The sequence below is a fragment of the Mycolicibacterium arcueilense genome (genome assembly GCF_058536225.1).
Genome location: NZ_JBZTYL010000030.1, coordinates 27021 through 46503 on the forward strand (window position 1 = coordinate 27021; position 19483 = coordinate 46503).

General features: G+C 63.4%; 20 protein-coding genes. 3 read left to right on the top strand and 17 right to left on the bottom strand.

Going from position 1 to position 19483, the window contains the following annotated elements; all coding sequences use genetic code 11:
* Window positions 1-186 precede the first annotated feature (186 nt).
* Window positions 187-1113 (top strand): SDR family NAD(P)-dependent oxidoreductase, encoded by a 927-nt coding sequence (locus AC4LGL_RS27545; RefSeq protein WP_064774192.1) that lies wholly within the window; start codon window positions 187-189, stop codon window positions 1111-1113.
* Window positions 1114-1456: 343 nt separating this feature from the next.
* On the opposite strand, the gene AC4LGL_RS27550 is transcribed toward AC4LGL_RS27545, so the two are convergent.
* From AC4LGL_RS27550 to AC4LGL_RS27565, 4 genes are read right to left on the bottom strand one after another with little or no spacing between them, the layout of a single operon-like run.
* Window positions 1457-2047 (bottom strand): DUF6262 family protein, encoded by a 591-nt coding sequence (locus AC4LGL_RS27550; RefSeq protein WP_029374208.1) that lies wholly within the window; start codon window positions 2045-2047, stop codon window positions 1457-1459.
* Between the two features lie 2 nt (window positions 2048-2049).
* Window positions 2050-4644, bottom strand: coding sequence for a tyrosine-type recombinase/integrase (locus AC4LGL_RS27555; RefSeq protein WP_205626366.1), 2595 nt, complete (start codon window positions 4642-4644; stop codon window positions 2050-2052).
* Between the two features lie 5 nt (window positions 4645-4649).
* On the bottom strand, window positions 4650-5918 hold the full coding sequence (locus AC4LGL_RS27560) for a tyrosine-type recombinase/integrase (protein WP_230589224.1): 1269 nt from the start codon (window positions 5916-5918) through the stop codon (window positions 4650-4652).
* Window positions 5873-8827 (bottom strand): DUF8437 domain-containing protein, encoded by a 2955-nt coding sequence (locus AC4LGL_RS27565; protein WP_491841508.1) that lies wholly within the window; start codon window positions 8825-8827, stop codon window positions 5873-5875. The genes AC4LGL_RS27560 and AC4LGL_RS27565 overlap by 46 nt, the downstream gene beginning before the upstream one ends.
* A 389-nt stretch (window positions 8828-9216) precedes the next feature.
* On the opposite strand from AC4LGL_RS27565, the gene AC4LGL_RS27570 reads away from it, so the two are divergent.
* Window positions 9217-9525: a hypothetical protein gene (locus AC4LGL_RS27570; protein WP_491841509.1), complete on the top strand. Its 309-nt coding sequence runs from the start codon at window positions 9217-9219 to the stop codon at window positions 9523-9525.
* A gap of 40 nt (window positions 9526-9565) precedes the next feature.
* Here the strand turns inward: AC4LGL_RS27570 and AC4LGL_RS27575 are convergent, their stop codons facing one another.
* The 5 genes from AC4LGL_RS27575 to AC4LGL_RS27595 all read right to left on the bottom strand — a co-directional run bounded on the left by AC4LGL_RS27575 (window position 9566) and on the right by AC4LGL_RS27595 (window position 12566).
* Window positions 9566-10192: a sensor domain-containing protein gene (locus AC4LGL_RS27575; RefSeq protein ID WP_491841510.1), complete on the bottom strand. Its 627-nt coding sequence runs from the start codon at window positions 10190-10192 to the stop codon at window positions 9566-9568.
* Window positions 10193-10276: 84 nt separating this feature from the next.
* Window positions 10277-10624 (bottom strand): hypothetical protein, encoded by a 348-nt coding sequence (locus tag AC4LGL_RS27580; RefSeq protein ID WP_491841511.1) that lies wholly within the window; start codon window positions 10622-10624, stop codon window positions 10277-10279.
* 131 nt (window positions 10625-10755) lie between these two features.
* Window positions 10756-11706 (bottom strand): ESX-1 system-associated protein, encoded by a 951-nt coding sequence (locus AC4LGL_RS27585; protein ID WP_491841512.1) that lies wholly within the window; start codon window positions 11704-11706, stop codon window positions 10756-10758.
* Between the two features lie 297 nt (window positions 11707-12003).
* Entirely contained in the window at window positions 12004-12354 is a 351-nt protein-coding gene (locus AC4LGL_RS27590; RefSeq protein WP_491841513.1) for a hypothetical protein, read from the bottom strand.
* Complete coding sequence (locus AC4LGL_RS27595) at window positions 12267-12566, bottom strand: hypothetical protein (protein ID WP_491841514.1); 300 nt, start codon at window positions 12564-12566, stop codon at window positions 12267-12269. The genes AC4LGL_RS27590 and AC4LGL_RS27595 overlap by 88 nt, the downstream gene beginning before the upstream one ends.
* 322 nt (window positions 12567-12888) lie before the next feature.
* On the opposite strand from AC4LGL_RS27595, the gene AC4LGL_RS27600 reads away from it, so the two are divergent.
* Window positions 12889-14211, top strand: coding sequence for a helix-turn-helix domain-containing protein (locus AC4LGL_RS27600; protein ID WP_491841515.1), 1323 nt, complete (start codon window positions 12889-12891; stop codon window positions 14209-14211).
* 346 nt (window positions 14212-14557) lie between these two features.
* Here the strand turns inward: AC4LGL_RS27600 and AC4LGL_RS27605 are convergent, their stop codons facing one another.
* The 8 genes from AC4LGL_RS27605 to AC4LGL_RS27640 all read right to left on the bottom strand — a co-directional run bounded on the left by AC4LGL_RS27605 (window position 14558) and on the right by AC4LGL_RS27640 (window position 19439).
* Window positions 14558-14866, bottom strand: coding sequence for a hypothetical protein (locus AC4LGL_RS27605; protein ID WP_491841516.1), 309 nt, complete (start codon window positions 14864-14866; stop codon window positions 14558-14560).
* Between the two features lie 39 nt (window positions 14867-14905).
* Entirely contained in the window at window positions 14906-16630 is a 1725-nt protein-coding gene (locus tag AC4LGL_RS27610) for a hypothetical protein (protein ID WP_491841517.1), read from the bottom strand.
* Between the two features lie 122 nt (window positions 16631-16752).
* A complete protein-coding gene (locus tag AC4LGL_RS27615) occupies window positions 16753-17139 on the bottom strand; it encodes a DUF6283 family protein (protein ID WP_491841518.1) in 387 nt (128 codons plus the stop codon).
* A 268-nt stretch (window positions 17140-17407) separates the two neighbouring features.
* On the bottom strand, window positions 17408-17746 hold the full coding sequence (locus AC4LGL_RS27620) for a hypothetical protein (protein ID WP_491841519.1): 339 nt from the start codon (window positions 17744-17746) through the stop codon (window positions 17408-17410).
* Window positions 17747-17825: 79 nt separating this feature from the next.
* Window positions 17826-18407: a hypothetical protein gene (locus AC4LGL_RS27625; protein WP_491841520.1), complete on the bottom strand. Its 582-nt coding sequence runs from the start codon at window positions 18405-18407 to the stop codon at window positions 17826-17828.
* A gap of 27 nt (window positions 18408-18434) precedes the next feature.
* Window positions 18435-18755: a methyltransferase type 11 gene (locus AC4LGL_RS27630; protein ID WP_491841521.1), complete on the bottom strand. Its 321-nt coding sequence runs from the start codon at window positions 18753-18755 to the stop codon at window positions 18435-18437.
* Between the two features lie 30 nt (window positions 18756-18785).
* Window positions 18786-18986 carry a hypothetical protein gene (locus tag AC4LGL_RS27635; RefSeq protein ID WP_491841522.1) on the bottom strand — a complete coding sequence of 67 codons (201 nt, stop codon included), beginning with the start codon at window positions 18984-18986 and terminating at the stop codon, window positions 18786-18788.
* Window positions 18987-19091: 105 nt separating this feature from the next.
* Window positions 19092-19439, bottom strand: a complete 348-nt coding sequence (locus tag AC4LGL_RS27640) for a hypothetical protein (protein WP_491841523.1) — start codon at window positions 19437-19439, stop codon at window positions 19092-19094.
* Window positions 19440-19483: the final 44 nt, after the last annotated feature.

Here is a 19483-nt window from a genome sequence, read left to right on the forward strand (position 1 = left end):
TCGCAAACAGCAAGCCGCACCTTCCATCGGCGACTGTCACGCTCCGGCTGCCCCGCGAGCGCCTGATGGGAGCTTGCCTTTGGAGCAGTCTCGATTCGGTGCGCGGACCATCGCAGGACTATGTACTAATAAGTACAGTTGGTGCGTAGTCTGGTCTCGCCATCCATCAGCCGTTAAGGAACCAGTATGCAAAACGCAGTACTTATCACAGGCGCCAACTCTGGAATCGGCCGTGAATCAGCCCGCCAACTGGCGGTGCACGGCAACTATTCGGCGATTTACCTGGCCTGCCGCAACCGCGTCAAGGCGCAGCGAGCACGATCGGAGCTGCAAGCTCTGACCGGCTACACACGATTCATCACCGTCGATTTCGACGCTGCGAACCCGGAATCTGCACAGCGCCTGGTCCAGGCCCTCGATAATCCTCTCCATGGTGTCCTGCTCAACGCCGGAGGCACCGGAGGCAACATGCCGTTTCAACGGACCGATACAGGCATGACCAGAATCTTCGCCGATAATATCGGCGGCCACGCCGCGCTCTTGGCAGCGCTGATTGACTCGGGAGCACTCCTCAATACCGGGGTGCTGGCCGGCAGCGAAGCCGCCCGCGGCGTACCCGCGCTACGAATTACGCGGCCTGCATTCCAGCAGCACTCCGTTGATGAATACGCGGCCGTAATCGACGGGTCCTTCTTCGAAGGGCGCACGCGAAACCCATTGCACGCCTATGCATACGTAAAGTTCCTCGGAGCCGCCTGGATGGCCGCATCAGCACGCCGCCATCCGAATCTGCGCCTCCTAACGATGAGCCCCGGCAATACCAGCGGTACCGGCGCACTCGACCACAGCGGATTGCTCGCACGCACGCTCGGCGCGCGGTTCGTGTTTCCGTACGTCGCACCGTTATTCGGTCTCGCACATCCTTTGCCTGCGGGCGGCGAACGGATGGTCAAAGCCCTGACCAATCCCGAACTCAAAACTGGGCTGTTCTACGCGAGCCACGCCAAGACGCTGACCGGTCCGGTCACCAACCAGGAGTACATCTATCCCGCATTGGGCAATCTGGGCTACCAGGATCACGCACTACAGGCAGTTGAACAATTCCTCGCGTGAGCACCACCGAACCAAATTACCGATGAAACCGGCACGCACCCAGATATGGCTGCGAAGCTCACAGACTGTCTCAATCAATTAACGATGCCCTCGGGCAATGCATGCCTGACGTCGAGAGCCTGCGATGCAGCCATCGCTGTAGCGGCGATTTGCGTTGAACCGGGCCGGTGGGGGGCTTTCCATCGAGCACAACGCGTTTGGCAACGTAGCCAGAACGGAACTCCGATTCATCCCATCTCAGCGAAGTGGTCGCCCTGATCATTGAGGACCACGGCTAGGGCCCAATTAGAACAGCGACTTCCTCGATAGACCAATTTCCGGAGTTGGTCGCATCGACGGGTGGTCAAGCGTTGTCCCGCACAACGGATCGGTCGATGAGTTGAGCCTCGAGGTCAGCGATTCGGTTATCCAGGAATCGATTGTTGTCGCGCGCTGCGTGGAGTCGCTCGTTGAGTCGGTTCTTTTCGTGGGTGAGGTCTTGGATTTGGCGCTTGAGGGTGGTGCGCTCGGTGATCAGCCGTTGCACGCCGTCTTCGGGTAGGTCAGCTTCGAGGTCACGGATTTTGCCGAGGAGGTCACCAATGGTGTTGCGCTGTTTAATGATTTCACGGTTCAGACACGTGAGTTGTTCTTCGGCGTTGAGTGCGCGTTCACGCCATGTCGCCGCCGTTTGCTTGTCTCTCTCGGATTGTGCTCGTGCATGGCGATCGGTCGTCTCGGCGATGGCCTCAGCGACGGCTTGGCGTGCTGCCGCATTTTGGTAGAGGAATGTGCGCGATACGTTTGCGCGTCGCGCCACGGCCGCGGCGGTGATGTCCATTTGTTCGCGTTTCATGTGTCGCAGCGCATCGTGCACACGCTCGACCATGGCGGCGGCCGCGGTGCGGCGGGACTGTAGCGCGGCCGCGGTGCGACTCGATGTGGGGCCTGCCATAGTTAGGCGATCTCCTGCCCGTCAGGATCGTCAGCGCCATCAAGGGTGGTGAGGTCAGCGACCGGAAAGTTCGTACTCCACACCCGGTGGAAGTAGTCCTGCGGGCGGCGCAGATCGAGGCTGAGGGCCTCGTCAAGCAGGCCAAGGCCAGCTAGTGCGCGTTCCAGTCCGGCGATGGCCCGGGCGGTCGGTTCGAAGACGTCGTGCAGATAGTTGGCGGTCGCTTCGTCGGGTGCACGCTCAGCGATCGAGCGCCATTGCTGTTGCTTTCTACGCCAATACAGCAGATCCGCGCCCGACAGAACAAATTTGTCGCAATTGTGGCAGTCCAGGTTCCAGGGGCAGGCCGCACCATTGACCACCGGCTGGAAGGTGCAGAACCCACCTTCGGCCGGTGTGCTGCGTCGGGACAGGTCGACGGCAATCGCCATCGCGTGCTCGCGGGTCAACGGTCGCTCGTCGGACAGCATTTCACCGGGGTTGGCAGTGGCCGGTCCGGTGACCCACACGCACGCCAGGATGTCCTCCAAATCGGAGTGGGCCACAGTGACGTAATGCTCAGCCATGCGGTCACTGACCTGGCCCAGATACCGGCGGATGTGCGCCAGGCTCGCCCCGGCCCGCAGCAGGTTGGTGGCCAGCGTATGGCGAGCCTGGTGCGCAACGGTCCGAGGCAGGGCCAACTCAGCCACCCATTCCTTGAAGCTACGGCTGAAGAATCCGTAGGAGATCGAACGGGTTTCGGCGCGATTGCGCACGTTGGAGGGAAACAGCGCCATCACCGATCGCTCCGCCGGGGTGGGCAGGCGGCCGTGGCGGCGTTCGAACCTGGCAATCGTCTTGGTGCGGCGTTCTTCGATTCGCACGAAGAGTGGTTCGGGGATGCGGATCCCTTCGTTGTAGTTGCCGACCTTGGTCTGGTCGTGCCAGAGCATCGGCAGCTGCCCATACCGCCCGATGCAGTCCAACCGCAGCGTGAGAACCTCCCCGCAGCGCCGGCCCGTGACCACAATGGCTTCCCACACATCGCGCAGACCCCGATCGTGAGGATCGTAGGTAGCCGCGAACGCCGCGAGATTCGTGTCATCGGCGAGGGCCTGCGCGACGTCGTCGCTGAACGGACTGCGGGATGTCTTCGGGTCAGGGCCACCGGCCGGGAATTCGACGATAAAATCGCGCTTGAGTTCAATCTCGGCGGCGCGGCCGGATTCCAGTGCGCGGTACAGCAATTTGCGGATGGCGTTGAAGACCAGCCGGCGGGTCACGTTGGTGACGATCGAGGGTTTGCCGTCTTGGCGCACCATGCCCAGCGATACCAGGCCATGCTGCTCGCGATGACGCTGATCGGCGACGAAGCCCTGCGCATCCTGCGCTGTCAGCAGCGCCGGGACGTGACCTCCCTGTGCAGCGTTGAGTTCCAGGTAGGCGCCGAGTTCCACGGCCCCGCGGCGCAACGCGTCGAGCGGGCCGCGGCTGCGGGGCGGCCGTTCCGATCGCAGCAGTTCGGCCAAATGGTCCCACAGCAGATCGCGCAGCCAGCGTTGCGGAACAGTGGTCAAATCGAACTTGCTGCGCAACACCGGGAAGCGTCGGCCGAAATGATGGGTCTCGATGAATCCGGCCTCCCGGGTATCGGCCGGACTGTAATACACCATCCGCAACGAGTCGATGATTTCGCGGCCGATCTGCGAAATACGGGCGTCCAGAACCGATTTCCCATCGACGTCGGTCCATCGCTGCCCGTCGTGATCGGCCAACGACACACAACCTAGCCGCCGGCAGACGTTCACCAGCCGCTGAATTTCGAAGACCTCCCACGCCGTGGGATCGCGGTCCTGGCAGTGCGCGTGCAAGCCCCATTGGAATTCGGCCTTGAGCATCGGAGCCAACCCGATCAGGTTGATCACCCCGGACCGGTAGACCGGGTTAGCCTGCGCACACCATTGGCCAAAGAGGATGGGGTCGTCGTAGGACACCGGTACCGGCAAACCTTTGGGCTCCAGACTCAACGCCCAACTGTCGGGCAACCGCGCACCGCCGGGTTTACCGGCCTGTTTGTAGCGGTCGCCGTGTTGCTGGCACAACCCCAACGGACTGGCTGCCGGGTCCGAGCACACCATGCACCGACAAACCCCGTAGCTCGGGTAGGAATGTTGGGCCTGCAGCCAGTGATCGAAATCCGCGTCCCCGTCCGCGGTGAAGCGGCGCCACCAGGACTGATAGTGGCGCTTGCACAACCGCGTGTCGCGGTGAAAAACAGCCCGATCATTGCAGATTCGACACATCTCCAGGCCGGCACCCAAGCGCGCCGTCAACGGCTGCGCGGCGGCAACGAACACACCCAACGTGACACCCGAAGCCTGAGCCTGCAGCCACTCCTGATGGTGGCGTTCACATACCCGCGCACTGTGGCTGCGGCGGGGCCGCTCACAATTGGCGACCGCACACCCCCACCCATAGACCAGATGATCGCGCGGGATGACAATCACGTCGTCCCGATAGAGCGGATCGAACCCCGGCGCCGAGATCAGGGCAGTCAGTAGCTCCAAACGGTCACGCGTGGCCCGGCTTTCGCTCTCGTCGGGTACCAGGGTCAACGGGATCATTTTGTCCGGCCCCACACATGGTCCAGAGCCGCCGAAAAGGTCGGGTCGTCGATGTCGGCGTGGCCGTACACCTGCTCGACCGTCGTCGCCGATGCCCAACCGCCGGCATCACGCGCAATAATGCTGTTGCCGCCCGACGCCTCGAGCACATCGGTGGCGAACTGGTGCCGAAACGCATGCGGCCGAACCTTTCCCACATCAGCCCGCTTGCTGGCACGTGCCAGCATCCCCCGCACCGCAGCCGCCGCTAATGGCTCGCCCCGATTGGCTCCGTGCAACTGCACCAACAACATTCCGTGCTCCACATCCGAGGGGTATTCGGTCGTCAGGTACTCGAAATAGGCGTGCACCATGGCCGGACTGGCACGCCGGATCAATCCACCGTGCACGGTGCCTCCGTCAATTCGCCACGGGTGCTTGGTTTTCGCTCGCGCCCCGTTCGGGTTGGTCTCCCGGTGACAGATATGGACATGCCGCGACCGGCATTGCCCGCAGCCAGCACCTTCACGCAGATGGAGATCTATCAAGTGCAGACCGCACAATTCGCCGATGCGGAAACCGCCGTCGGCCAACCAGGTCACCACCATCCGATCGCGCGCGCTCGACACAGCATCTACAAGATGACCACGTGCATCCTCCGGTGGCAGCTTCGGATGACGCCGTCGCACCGTCTTCGCCGGTGTCAATGGGTTAGATGACATCTCATTGACCGTGTGGCCTAGGAAGATTCGCCGCCGGTCTGCTGTCGTCGGCAGTCGTGTGTGTTCGAGCTCCTTGGCAAGGTCGGAACGTACGCCTCGCGAGCCCTGGTACAGATACATACCTTTTAGGCAGGCCGCGGCCGTCTCCAATGTGCCCTGGCTATAGGGACGTTTGTCGGTGCGCCACGGACAGCCGAACGGGCCGTGGTACTCCGCGCCGACGGCACCCATGTAACGCTGCAAATCCCGCAGCTGCACCGTTTCCGTTGTCAGAGACTCGAATTCCAGCCACCGCAGATGATCAACCAACAGATACGCGTATGTGCGGTCCGTGCCACCGGCGCACCTGCGCAGGTAGCCATCCGCGACACCATAAACCGCGCCGACGCCATCGAGAATCGTATAGGCGCGGCGTCCATCACCTCGCGTAATCTCCTGCACACGGAGCCCAACCACCAGACGACCCGCCACAATCCACCACCTACCGCAGACGTTACGAACATTGAATGCGAATTTGGTTAAGCAGACGGTACCTTCCCGACCACACATTTCGACGAACGACACGAACGGCAATAAGGTAGGTCGGTTAAGTCAACGATCAGATAGTCCAGACCCAGACTCTTGAACGTGATCGCGCGCGGGTCGTTGACCGATGACCGTAGCCGCTTAATCCGCCCCTCCAACGAGCGCACAGCAGCAGCGATCCGCTTACCGGTGTACCCCTCGGACCGCGCAAAGTTCTCCAGCTCGCCCAGCTGGTCCTCCAACCAGGCCCGCTCCACAGTGGCCGGCACCGGAAGCGACGAGAACGTTTCGTGAGTCATGATCACCAGATCCCAGTCCCCAGTGGCGCACCGGGCGACAAACTGCCGCCGCGCGTCACCGTGCAGATCATCACGGGTCACGATCAAAAACCGGCCCGCCGGCCACGCCTGGTAGCACTGGCGGGTGGCTTGCTCTATGAGGTGCAATGGTACGATCAGCGCGGGCCTGTTAGCTAACCCAAACTGACGTAGCGTCATCGCCAAAGTTATTGCCGTCAAGGTTTTTCCGAGACCTACCTCGTGTGCACAGTAAACACTTGGAGTGGATACGCCCCGGTCAACAAAGTCGCGTTGCCACGGCCACAATTCGATCCCGTCGGCCAGCCCCGGGAATGTCAAGTGCGAACCATCATGGCTGCGCAACACGTGCGCATTCATGGTCCGGTTGTACTGCTCCACAATGCGCTGCTCACGCTCGCCGTTCTCCCACACCCACAGCGAGAATCGCTCTTGGAGCACCAAAAGCTTCTGCTCGGCAGCCTCGGTGGCGTCGGCGTTGCGCACCTTGCGATGTGTGCGCGTTTCCTCGTCGTAAATCTCATCCCACACCACCGGAGCCGCACCGTTGAGCCCGGTCTGCAGCAGGTCGAACGCGTCCATGCGCGGACTGCAGTACTCGATACGCGCCTCGGGTGCCAGCTGCCCCCGACCGGTGATCTCCCACGCCGCCAGCGGGGCAACGTGTTCCACGCGCGCCCTCGCCCCGAACACCTCAGCGCAGAATGTCGCGATATCAACAGCAGTAACCCATGGCGATCCCAGTTCGATGCGGATGGCCTCACGTCCCAGCCACGGCGGCTGCACGGACTGCAACGCCGCCACGTTGCGCTCATATCGAGGGTCCATCGTCGCCGCCGCCAGCGCCTCACGCAGCTTCGCCCGCACATCCCCGCACAGGTAGTCCCGGGCGATCAGGGCCCGACCATGGCTGGGGTCGCGATAGACCAGGTCGCCGAGCTCGTCGAACACCTCTTCGCGGTCGGTCAGACCGAGAAGTCCGCCGATCCGGTCGAGATCCAGACCGCGGCCCTCCCCCAGGCAGATCGCCAGCGCCTCACCGGGCGCGCCGGCACGCGTGACAGCCTCGGGCCGCTTGTTGACCCTGCGGGTCAGAATCGGCGCCGGGGACGCTCCGCCGCTGTCTTGGTCGAACAGCTCCAATGCGAACACGATCGGTGCATCTGGATCTCGCCGGAACCCGCCCATCGGTGGGGTGCGCCACCCCAGGCGTGGCATCCCGGTCTCCGGATCGGGTCGGCCCTCTGTGACGGCGCCCCGGTTGAGCGGCCCGTACCGGGCCACATATGCCTCATAAGCCGTACGGCAGGCAACCCGCAGGGGTTCGACCGCATCGTCGGGTCGGTCCCAGTCCGATTCGGCCTCCACCAGCGCTACAGCGGCGTCGCGCAAGCCGATCAACGCCCGCAATTCGGCGCTGGGCCGCGAGAGCACCGCCAAGTCTCCGTCAACCACCCGGACCACCTGGCCGTCAACCACATGCAATGAGCCCTGCTTGCGGCCCTGGTCGTCGGTCAGCCGGATATCGGCCAGATCCACCCCAGCCGGATCCCCGGCCGCGTACGGCACCAACAGAGGCCCTACAGCCGCGAATGCCGACGCGACCGCAGCACTAGGGTTGTCCGTATCGACCGCCAACGGGAGGCGATCAAATCCGGTCAGGCGCATTGCGCCGGCCACCAGCTCCGGGTGCTGGTCCCAGAACGCACTCACAAACTCGCGCACGTAGCGCTGGCCTAACTCGCCCGTCAGCAGCGTGCGCTCTTGCCCGCCTGCAGGGTGCCACCCGTGCACGTCGTCATCCCCGTCACGCACCCGCAGGACCAAGACGTCGGCAACAACCTCCGTCCCGAACTCTCGGAAGTACCCCGAGGGCAGCCGCACCGCTGCGAGCAGGTCAGCATGGCGCCCGATGTCTGCCGACAGCCCATGCGTTGCATCCAGTTCATGGCGCGAGGTCACCACGACCACATAACCGCCCGGGCGCACCGCCGTTACGGCCCGCGTGACGAAATACTCATGCAATGGACCGTAGAAGCCGATAGCGCCGTCATGCACGCGCGCGGCCGAGAACGGCACATTCCCTACGCAGGCATCAAACCGCTTGTGCGGCAGCGACACCGCCTGTAGATCGCCTGTGATGACGTTCGCGCCGGGATGCAACGCGCGCGCGATGTGCGCTGAAATCGGGTCGGCCTCAACCCCGGTCAACTCAATAGGCAGGTCCGCTGGCGCATGCGTGAGGAAATTTCCGGATCCACAACCCAAGTCGAGCACAGATCCACCGGTGAACCCTGCAGCCCGCAACACACCCCAGATATGGGAAACGAGCTCGGCCGGGGTGAAAAACGAGGTGTCGACGACGCGTGCCGCCTTTGCCATCGCCTCACCCGCCGCATCGTCGAGCTCGTCGGCCAAAGCTGCCCACGCTCCGGACGGTTGCGCGTCGAACAACTTCGAGACCGGCCCCCAGCCCGGGAACGCCGCCAAGGCCTTGCGCTGCCGATCATCGGCAACACGACCGGCGCCCAACTCAGCTACAGCTTGCGCCGCGCAGATCGCCCGCCTGGCGAGCTTCGCGCTCTTGCTGTTTCCACGGTCATTCGACTGCGCAATTTCGCACGACGACATAACAATTCCCTCCAAGGGGATGTGTGGGCCCGCCGGAATGGCTTGCCCTGCACCACAAAGATTACCGCGACCCACCGACAAAACAGCGCGGCTGATCGGGCCGAAATGCACACGTACACAGCAGCTTTCCGCGCCCGCGCGTCCCCTCCCGGTATAGGGTGGGGAGCGGGTGCGAGAGTCGCGCAGATGCCGCCGCCGTCGCGCTGCCGGGCCGCACGTCCTCGTCAATATCTTCGGCGGCGCGTGGGAGTGCTCACCGTGGCCGGACCGCCCTCGCGCTCAGGCGGGCGGCGCAACGCACAGTGCTGGCGAACACCTGGTCAGGGTCATCCACGACCCAGGTAGTTCTACCGATCCGGGCGCCCACCTAATGGCCGACGATGGAAGCCATGAGTCAGGAACAAGACCGTGGCGTGATGTTGTCAGTCGCCGCTGTTGCCGCCATGGTCATCGCCTACCTGCTGACGTTCACCGTTCTTACGAACACCGGCATGGCATCGAGATTCGAAAACGGAGTCGCCCCGCCGGGAACCGACATCGCCGGTCTCCGCGCCACAGCGATTAGCTGCATCGTCGCCGCGGCCGGCGCATGGGTCGCTGCCGTTGCAAGCCGCAGGGCAGTCCCAGTCGTGTTGGTACTCATTGCTTCTGTACCGTTTGCGCCGCTAGCACTGTTCGCGCTAGGGCTGGCGTTCTGACCACCAGAAGTGTCCACACATCAGGCGAACACGACCGCAGTCATTGCTTCGCGATGTTCTGCCCGATCTGCCAGGCGATCTGGATGCCTTGATCTTCGACGTGGTGCATGCAGGCGCTGACATCGACTATCACGTTGTTCTCGGCGGTCAGCGCTCGCTGACAGGACCAGCCGCGGGTGCTTTCCTCTTCCACCCGGGTGATCGTGAGGATGCCGTCTTTGTCGGTGGCTTTGCTCAGCGACCAATAGTGGGCGTTGGGGTCACCGGCGTCGTGCAGGTCGACGCGCCGATCGTCGCATTTGGCCCATCCGGTCAGCTGGCTGTCATAGAAGTCGTGGGCGGCCAGACCGTCAGGAAACGTCACAACCGCCTGATAAGCGATGTGGTCGGCATCATCACGGCGGTCAACGAGCCGCTGCGTGCGCACAGCGGTCCAACCACTGCCTTGATAGTTGTATCGCTGGGATCCAGCCCACACCAGACAGCCATCAGCCAGCGGATCGTTGATGTACATGGAGTCACTGGATTCAACAACGCTCATCCCAGCACCCACGATGGAGCTGATCTCACTTGCACCGAGCAGTAGACCGACCAGCGCCCGGGTGGGCAGGGGTTGGGGCGCCTGGCCCAGTGTCGAGGCCGCGACTACTGTCCCGTTGGTGGTCACGGTGCACCCTGCGGTCAGCGCACACAATGCCAGGACAACCAGCTTCCGGACCATTCCCATCATGGGTTCTACGCCCTCCTCTGCTCAGAGCTCATGCAAGGAGGTGAGGACCCCGATCGCTAGGACGAGCAGCACCAGGTAGATGGTTGTTTCCTTGGCGATCCCGTATCGAACCCGGCATGTGATCGCCAAGACGGCGCTGACGCCGATCCAACCGAGCGCGACGTACCCGAAGCCTTGCCCGACGTGCATGGCGAATGGGTCTGCGATGGACGGCATTTCGAGACCGCCATATTCGTCGCGCACCCGCCGGTGGCTGTCGGCGAACCGTTGGCACAGGTGCGCCATGACCGAAAAGCTGATGCTGATCCACACGGCGATGTCAGCGACCCACCACGCCACACGTCGCACCGCCACGTGGTGATCGTCCATCACTGAGTCCTCGATATCACCCACGAGGTACGCGATCGGCTGTTCTCTGAAGCAGAACTACCCCTTTCGAGCTGCCTCCGAATTCGGAGTTCAGCATGACTTCTCTACTGTTGCCCAAGTTCGAGTTGCGATCATGATGGAGATTTGCAGGCCGAGTTGATCAACCGCGTCAACGCGGCAGCCGTCAGCGCCAGGTAGGCATCATTGCCCGTATACGTTGGAATCGCGGCAACGAATGCGCGACGGTACACAGCTGCCAAGGTGGCTATGTCTTCGAGGCTCGCGTTAGCACTTTGGCGCCCTAGGCGTTCCAAATTATCTGCACTGGCCAACATCAGCGGTCCAACGGCCTCGTGGATCGATTTCTGTTCCGGTGTCCAGTCTTTGGCCTGGATCTGCTTGTCGATGTCTTTCCACGCCTGTGTATCGGCATCAAGTTTGGTGGCGGACTTGGTCCAGTCGCTGCACACCGAATTGTGCTCTTTGAACATCCTTATGGGCATCGATAACTCCTCTGGTGCATGGGTATTGGTAGGGCCCTCCACCTCTTCTGCGATCGGGGCAGCAGCTTGCGCCGAGTGGCGAGTGATTGCTCCGCAAAGGTTCACCACGGCAGCGCTGGCTCCGTAGGAGACGCTGACAAGCCAGTCGTCGTCCTCGACGTAGGTGGGAATGCTCTCAATGAACGCCTGGGAGTAGGCGATGAATTGCTGGTACACCACGCGTACCGCTCGATGCGGCGTCTTCGACACCAACTTGCCGGCTTGGTCGACCTGGTGTGCCAGCGCTTCCTCAACGGTTTCGTACTGTTTACGCTGTTCTGACGTCCACGAGCTAGCGGGGACAGTCTCGTCCCGGTCATCGAATTTCACCGAGGAGGAAACTTGATGGAACTCGTCGACGGCCTTGTTCCACGCCCCGCATGTCGGGTCGTCGGTGATGATGGTGATCGGTCCGGTGTCGTTGGCGCTGGCCAGATCTGACCCGCTACCGGGTGCTCCGTTGCCGTCTGGCCGGACAACAACCACGGTGACGATGGCCGTCAAGACGATCAACGACAGCACAGCCAAGCCGAGAAGCACCCACTTGGTTCCCCCGCCGCGCGATGGCGGGGTCAGAGCTGGGCCCCACTGCTGTTGTGACTGCCACTGTGGTGGGCCATTGGGTTGTTGCGGGTTCTGCCACCACTGCGGCTGGCCTCCCGATTGGCCCTGCGGCGGAACCCCGTAAGGCGGTCCTGGCGGTTGAGTCATCGAAACCTCACCAGCCAACCAGCCCTGGACACGATTCTCATGCCTTGATCGTAAAGTCGGCGCCAGACCGCGCACGACACGAATCTAACGGCACTCCTGCAAGCGATGCGACCCAGCTTCTTTCACCTATCGATCCGCGTGTTGAATCTCGTATCCGTCCATGTCCGAGATCGAGTCGTCATAGTTCGATGGGTTGCCCCGCCAGTCGTCGCGCAGCCTTTGACCGCTCGCGTTGTAGCAGGCACCGCAGTTGCTGCAGTCGACATCGGAGGTTCCGCGATATCTGCGGACCTCCTTGCCACAGCGGCCGCAGTCCCAAGCTGTGTAGCCAGCGGCGTCGGCGGTGTCGTCGACGCGTCGAAAATTCAGTGCCACCTTGCGTACCTCCCCTATCCCGAGCTGTTGGTCCACCGGTCGTGGATATGTTTCAGCGCCCACACTGCGCCGTCCCAGTACGCGCAGTAGCGCTGATTCCACGGTTGCTGTTTTCGTATCGCCAGTTTGGCCAGGCGGTCCTCGATATCGCCGACGGTGACGACTTCGCCTGCAGCAACGACGAACAGGACGCTGCGCACCGCGTCGGCCGCGCCCTGGTGGTAGGCGACGTCGTTCTGATCTGCGCCGGGCTCACCGGCATGGGCGCTGGCAGTTTGACGCAGTTCCGCCAGTTCGAGCATCGTCATCGTCACGGCTTCACTGTCTCAGGGGCCACCGACAATTCCCGCTTGAGTTGCCCCGCCGTTCCATCGCCCGGCGGCGACCGGAGTTCGGAGTTGGCAGTTGTCCGTGGTTGACCCAGTACCGCGGTGATCTGCTCTCGCGGCGCGGGCTTCTTGGTCAGGGTGTGCGCTAGCTGCGATGTCTCACGACATTGGTGACACCGCGCGTTTCAATCTCGCGCAGATCCTCGGGCGGCGTTGTCGGGCAGTTTCAGGCACAGCCGCATCCCACGAATCCGACACGCTAACAGGACTTAACCATGCCAATGTTAAATGCTGTTATTGTTCGTGCATGGATATCGCCCACACCGCCCACATCGGCGCATACCTTCAACAACACCGACTGCAGCGCGAGCTCAGCCAGAGCCAGGTCGCCGACCTCGGAGGTCCGTACCGCCAAGCCCAAGCCGCCATCGAAGCCGGCGACAACACCGACATCAGCCGCTACGCACGCGAATACGACCGCGCCTACAGCTGGCCCGTCGGCATGACCGAGCGCCTGCACCAGCACATCCAAGCGGGCCTCACCGAAGAACCACATACCGCCACATACGGCGACCGGTACACCGAAGCCGTCAACACCTCCGGCGAACCGCCACGTATCGCCACGCTCGGATTCATCGCCGAACCTGGCCCCGACCTCGGCCAGCCCGTCGACCTCGAACCCGAGCAGACACTGCTCACCAACGGCCATCCCCTGGCGCTCACCACGCTCGCCAACAGCCGGGCCGGCATCACCTTCCTCGACACGACCGTCGACAACATCACCACTGCCGATGGCGACACCCACTACCTGCGGCAGATCCACAATGAACTCACCAGGTCTGAGACCAACCCCGCTCGGAAAACCGTCACCTACCAGGTTGGGGCAGACCAGGACTACAACCGGTTCGGTGACCTGATCACCGTCGACCCGGTCAATTCCCTCACCGGGACCTCAGAAGCCCGAACCCTCGCCGCCGGACTCATCGCAGCAGCCCAATACGACGCACAGCCAGGAAAAGTCGAGTCCATCGCTTACACACTGCTGGGCATCGCTGCGTATGGCGGCGGGATGCAGACCATCACCGACCTTGATCCCCAAGGCCCACAGGGATACACCAGTTTCCTGGACTACTGGAACACCACGTTCTACAAGGCCAGCCAAGCCAGTCCAGCCTTAGCATCACCAGACCTGACAGTCTGCGCCCTCTTCGCGGGCCTGCTCGCCGCTCGCGTCCGCGACAGCACCTGGCGCATCGACGGCCAACAACGGCCCGCCACACACATTCCGCACACCGGCCCCGCCCTCGTCGACGTCGACGAATGGAACCTCAGCGACAACATCGTCATCACCTACGACGCCCAGCTTGCCCCCGAAATCCCCGTTGCCATCACCAAAGGATTCCGCACCGGCGCCCTGCACTACTACGCCGCCAACGCCTGGACAAACACGGCAAGCCACACCGTCGCCCAACACCTCGGCAGCGGCATCGGCCTCACCACAGCCCCCGACGAAGCCATCCTCGCCGCCCGCGATGACAAAACCGCAACCCTGACGCACTGGATCGGGTCGACCGCGATCTACACGCCAGCGCACGGGCTTCCGCGTCGGATCAACCTGCCAAACCGTTGATGGCGCCGAAGTCGGCGCGGCGACTGCGCTCCGAGTTCACGTACTGGCATCCGTCGGCGATCGCGGATCCAGTTCCCACTCCCCGACGCCTTCAAGCTTGTCCAGGTACCGCCAGAAGGCGTCGGCCAAGGCACTAGATGGCACCGGCACCGCGCACAAGGCGCTACACGTCGCTCACCACCCGAAAAGTGGAGCGGTTCAACGGCACCCTGGCCCGTGGGTGGGCCTACGTCCGCGAAGTACGGCTCAGAAGTCGGACGCCGCGCTGGAGCACAAGCCGCCGGCCAGCCGCAGCAGCTCTCGTTCGACGATCTTCTCGCGCAACCAATGTCACGAGATAGCACAGCTAGCGGAGGTCGGGATCGAGATGAGCGATCGCGATCCGGTCTTCCTCTTGATCGGCGGCCGTCAATATGCGCTCTTCGGCAGGGTTGAGGTATGGGCGGTACGGTGTGCCGCTGCGGCGACGGGAGATATCTCGACCGAGGACCGTGGCGGCCCATGTCTCGCCGCGGCGGTCAAGGACGCGTTCGCATTGCGCGCTCACGTTCGGGTCGACGAACGGACCGTTCGCGGTTTGGCTTTCGCGGCGAAGCTCGACCAGCCAAGACTCGGGAATATCGGTGATATCTTCGGGCTTGGAGTGCTTGCCCATGTTGCGTATCTCCTTGCGTGTCAATCGTATTCGTAAGGCTTAGCGGATTCGGCGTGGGGCGTTGGCGCCGTACATCAGGATGTCTGTGGCCACGATCTGGTCGCCTCGCTGCTCGACGAGGCCGTTGCGGCGAAGTTCACCGAGGTAGGTGGAGAATGTGCCGCCTGAGGCGGTCACTCCGGAGAAGTCGGCGAGCTGGATCTTGGTGAGGCCGTCGGGGTGGGCATCGATGACGGCTTGGAGCATTCGTGCGGCGCCGGCTCGCAGGATCCTCAGGTAGTGCTGTTGCAGCTGGTGGGCGCTCATGGGTTCGGGTCGGGTGCCTAGGTAGTCCCAGCCGGCTTGGGCGAGGGTGAATCCGGTGGGGTTTTCGTCGATGAGTCCGGCGCGGCGGATCTCGCCGAGGTAGGTCGACCAGGTACCGCCGGTGTGTTTCATGTGCGCGACGGTGGCCCATTGGGCTTTGGTGAGTCGTAGTGGAGCCATTGCGGCCAGCGCGTTGATCATTCGGTTGGCACCGGCCCGGAACCGTGCCGTGGTGGACTCTGGCGGCTCGCTGGGCGGCTGCGGCGGCGCCGGTGGTAACGGCAGCTCTGGCGGCACGCCGGGCGCGGCGGTGGGCATGGCTGGCCGAGATGGAACAGCGGCGGCAGCCGGCGGTGCTGGGCGGGCGGTGGCGAGTGTGTCGATCGAGGCCTCGATCAGTGCGATCGCTGCGCTCAGCGATTCGACGGCGGCGGTGTGCACCTGGTCGCCCGTGAGCTCATCGACCACCAGGGCGCGCAGAGTGTCGATTTGGTGGTCGCGATCGGCCAGCTGTTGGCCGAGGGCGGTCGCGTGTGCGGTGGCTTCGTCGACGCGCCGGTTGGCTGCCGTCAGTTCGGTTCGCAGGGACTGGAGTTCGGCCTGGAGGCGGCGTGGATCGCTGTCCTGTGCGCGTTTGCGGGTGGCTGCGATCTCGGCGCCTAGCTTGTCCAGGTCGATCTCGGCACGCTCGTTGGGGACGATTCTGCGTTGGCCGGGTTTAGGGGTGGCATGTGAGTCGAACGTGGTGAACATCGGGAATTCGACGCGTTCGAGGATGCGCAAGAACGCCGGGCTCCAGATCCACCCGTGCCCGGTCGGCAGCGACGGCAGGGAGGCGATCACAGCACGGGCGGTAGTGTCGTCCTGGTCGGCGTTGACCGAAATCCAGTCCAGGACAGCCTTGATGGAGCGCGGGCCGGTCGTGCGCAGCAGGATGACGGTCTCCATCAAGTCCAAGACAGATTTCGCGGTCTCCTGGGCGCGTTGCGAGCAGATCGTCATGCCAATCCCGCGGTTGCGACCGCGTTTGGCGAGGTCCTCCATCGCCCCGAGCAGTCTAGCGGTCGCAGCTGAGGCACGTTGGGGCACAAGGACGTCGGCCTCTTCGATCACAACGTGCAACGGATCGCGGTTGCGATGGTAGAGCCTCTCGGCAAACCCCGTGGCGAAGGTGCGGGCCTGGGTCTTGCTCATGTGTGACAGGTCGAGTACCGCGGGGATGCGGTCATCGACGATCAGGTCCGCCAGCAGTTCGCCGGCGGTTGGCTCCAGGGGCAGGTCGCCGTGGTCGCCGCCGAAAATGTAGAACGGCAGCCCGGGGTTGGTGCCGTCGGCGCTGGAGCGGATGCCCCACCAGTCACCCTTGATGTCGATGACCACCACGGGCAGGCCTGCGGCGTACATCAGCTCGACAAGGCGGTGCGCGACAGCGGACTTACCCCCTCCACGATTCGCCAAAATTGCTACTGTCGCGGTCACAATCTCCGGCGGCAGCCGTACGCCTGGTGCCAGATCGATGTGATCTGGCACCTCAGTGGCGGCTCTCGGTGCCAATTCAGCGCACGACGCACCGAAGTCGTTCATTGTGGCGGTCCAGGCAATCTATTCCGCTCTGCCATTTCGTCGTAGGAGCTGAACAGCTCTGGCCAGTCTCTGCCGGGCTGCAGCACGGCGGCCGGCAGGCGGCCGAGTGCGACGGCGAACCGGATACCGAGGTGGTCGACCCCGGCCACGGCAAGCCAACCCGCACACGCGCGGTCACGCCCCGGCTCGGACTTGTGGCATGCAAAGATCGGAGCGGCGAGTTCTGCTTCACGTCCGGCAGACCCGATCGTCACTCGCAACGCTTCGTACCTCTCCGCTGAAAACTCGCCTGCTGCGGAATCCCTACGCCACGGACAGTTCTCGCAGGGCCGAACACAATGCGGCAGCTCTCCCGTTGAAGCCCTCGAACTGTGCACTGTCACTGGACACCTACCCAGCGCAGATCGGCCACCGGGTCGCCCTTATCGCTTACCAGCACAGTACCGGTCCGCACCACTACCCACTCCCCAGTGACGGGTAGTTGCGTCAGTTGCGCTCCGCGAGCGGCGGAGTGGTCAGCGATCTCAGAGTTGACGCGCCGCACATCGTCTGCCGTCAGTGGCGCCCTGCGAACGACCGTGAAGGTAACCTCATCAGCGCCGGGAGCTGTCTCGACGGTCAAGGTGACGTTGCCGCGGCTGTACGTGCTGATCACTGTAGCTCTGCTAGGTCGACTCGGCGCCATACCTGGGCGACTGAGCTTGCGAGAAACGGCCGACGATCCCGGTAGTAGTCATCGCCGAGCAGCCCCGCCAATTCCTGTTCGGCCTGAGCGCGTGTGCTGAACGAATTCGTCACTGGCTCAATGGTTCCGTCGCTTCGGAATGCAGCGGGTGCGTACACACGCGATCCAAGGTCTTCGATAGTGACGCCGCGCTTGACAAGCTCCTCAGCGAGCGCGCCGGCCCCCAACAAATGACTGCCGTCAACTTCACGAAGCAGCGCAGCCAATGTCTCAACAACATTGGGATCGTCGTCAGCATTCTGCATGTTGTCAGCTCCATCTGTCCTGCTCGTATGTTTCACCGACACTGATTCCCCGACGTGCCACCGCTTAGCGGAACCCCGGTCATGCGGGTGCCGGGCTACTGTGGCGGGCCAGCCAGGTGTCGATACGGGCGCGGACTTCAAGTGCCTGTTCTCGCGTCACAGTCGCCTCAACGGTGGTCAACAAGCCGGGTACGCCAGCGACAGCCCGGGCATCAGCAATCATCAGATTCAGGCATGGCTGGGCGGTGCCAGCAGGTTCGATCAGCTCGATCGTGGAGGCGTTCGTTGTGTCGACAATCGGCATGGCGCCCAATCGGATGTCACCCGTGGCGGCGGCAAGCCTGTCACCACCGCTAGTTGGTGAGACCGTAGGCGGCGGAAAGTCGAGGCGACTCTGCACACGTATGACCGCCTTGCGCCCGTAGCAGCCGCACCGCTCACAGCCTCCTCCGCAGCAGTCGGGGCATTCGATCGAGCATTTCGGGCACAGATCGATCGGATCTCCGTAGGTCCACAGCCAGCCGTCGAGGTAGTGGCCAAGTTCGGAGCCTTCGACAGCCGAGTAGGTGTCGGCCATTCCGTGATAGCTGTCTTCGATGTACCCGCAGCCGTCACAGACGGCCTGAACCCACGTCGTGCCTTCAATGTGGTTGTAGCCCATGACCACATCCCTTCCTTTGACTAACCTTCATCGGACCAGCTGCGCGTGCGCTGCGGTTAGTCCTCGTCGAGCAGTCTCAATCAACACGGCGAGATCACCACCGCGCTCAGTTTCTGCGTACTCAACGTCATAGATCGGACCTGCCAACTCAGCCAGCGTGCGCGACGCGCGCCGAGCAGCAGCGATCGCCTCGCCTAGGTCCTCATCAAGCCGGCCACGCAGCTCGTCAATCGCTACCTCGTGGTCGAGCTCAGCCGCCGTCGGTCGCCCTGCAGCTCGGTCAGCAGCATCCTGGGCCGCAATCCCCTGCCGCACATGCTCGCTGATTGCATCGGTGAATTCGCTCATCGTGGGCCTTTCCCTGTCGTGCTGGTGGTGTCAGTAGGGCCGGTGTTCTGCGACGTAGGCCGCTTCCGGTGAAGTCTCGCCAGCTGGGTAGCGGTGGACGGTTCGTCGATCGTGTTTGCGGGCCTCGGCGAGGGCTGCGGCGTTGGACCAGAACGTGTGGTCGGTGTCCGCGTGCGCGGCGCCGCCGCAGATGAAGCAGTTTTGCGGCGCGAGGTGTGCGGGTGTCGCCATGGGCCGATCATGCTCCGTGGTTCTGACAGGTGCGGGCGACTCGCCCACCGGCCGTCGACGGCGCCCCAGCAGCTGGTGGCGCGATATCTGACCCTGCGGTGCTCATCAAGCCGCCTCCGCAAGGAGATCGACGGCACGGCTGGCTTTGTCCCGTCCGTCGGTCACGGCACCGATGAGTGAGGAGCGAGAGCGCGCGGCCCGGTCCTCGACAGTGCCGCGGTAGGCCCACGCCGTGAGCACTTGCCCGGCCTCACCGAGGCGGACGTAGAAGACCTGACCTCCCTTCGTCCAGGCGCGCTCGCTGGACGGGATGTCAATTGCGCGGTAGTCCACCTCGGACCAGCCGTAGTGCGCCGCCGCGGCCACGATGCGTTCCTGTCCCGAGCCGCGCTTGGTGTCGCGTTCCATGACGATCTTGCGCGGGTAGCGGTTCGGTGTCGCAGTCGCGTTCATCGGCCAATCCCTCTCCGTCTGGCGGGGATAGCGCTGCGTGGCTC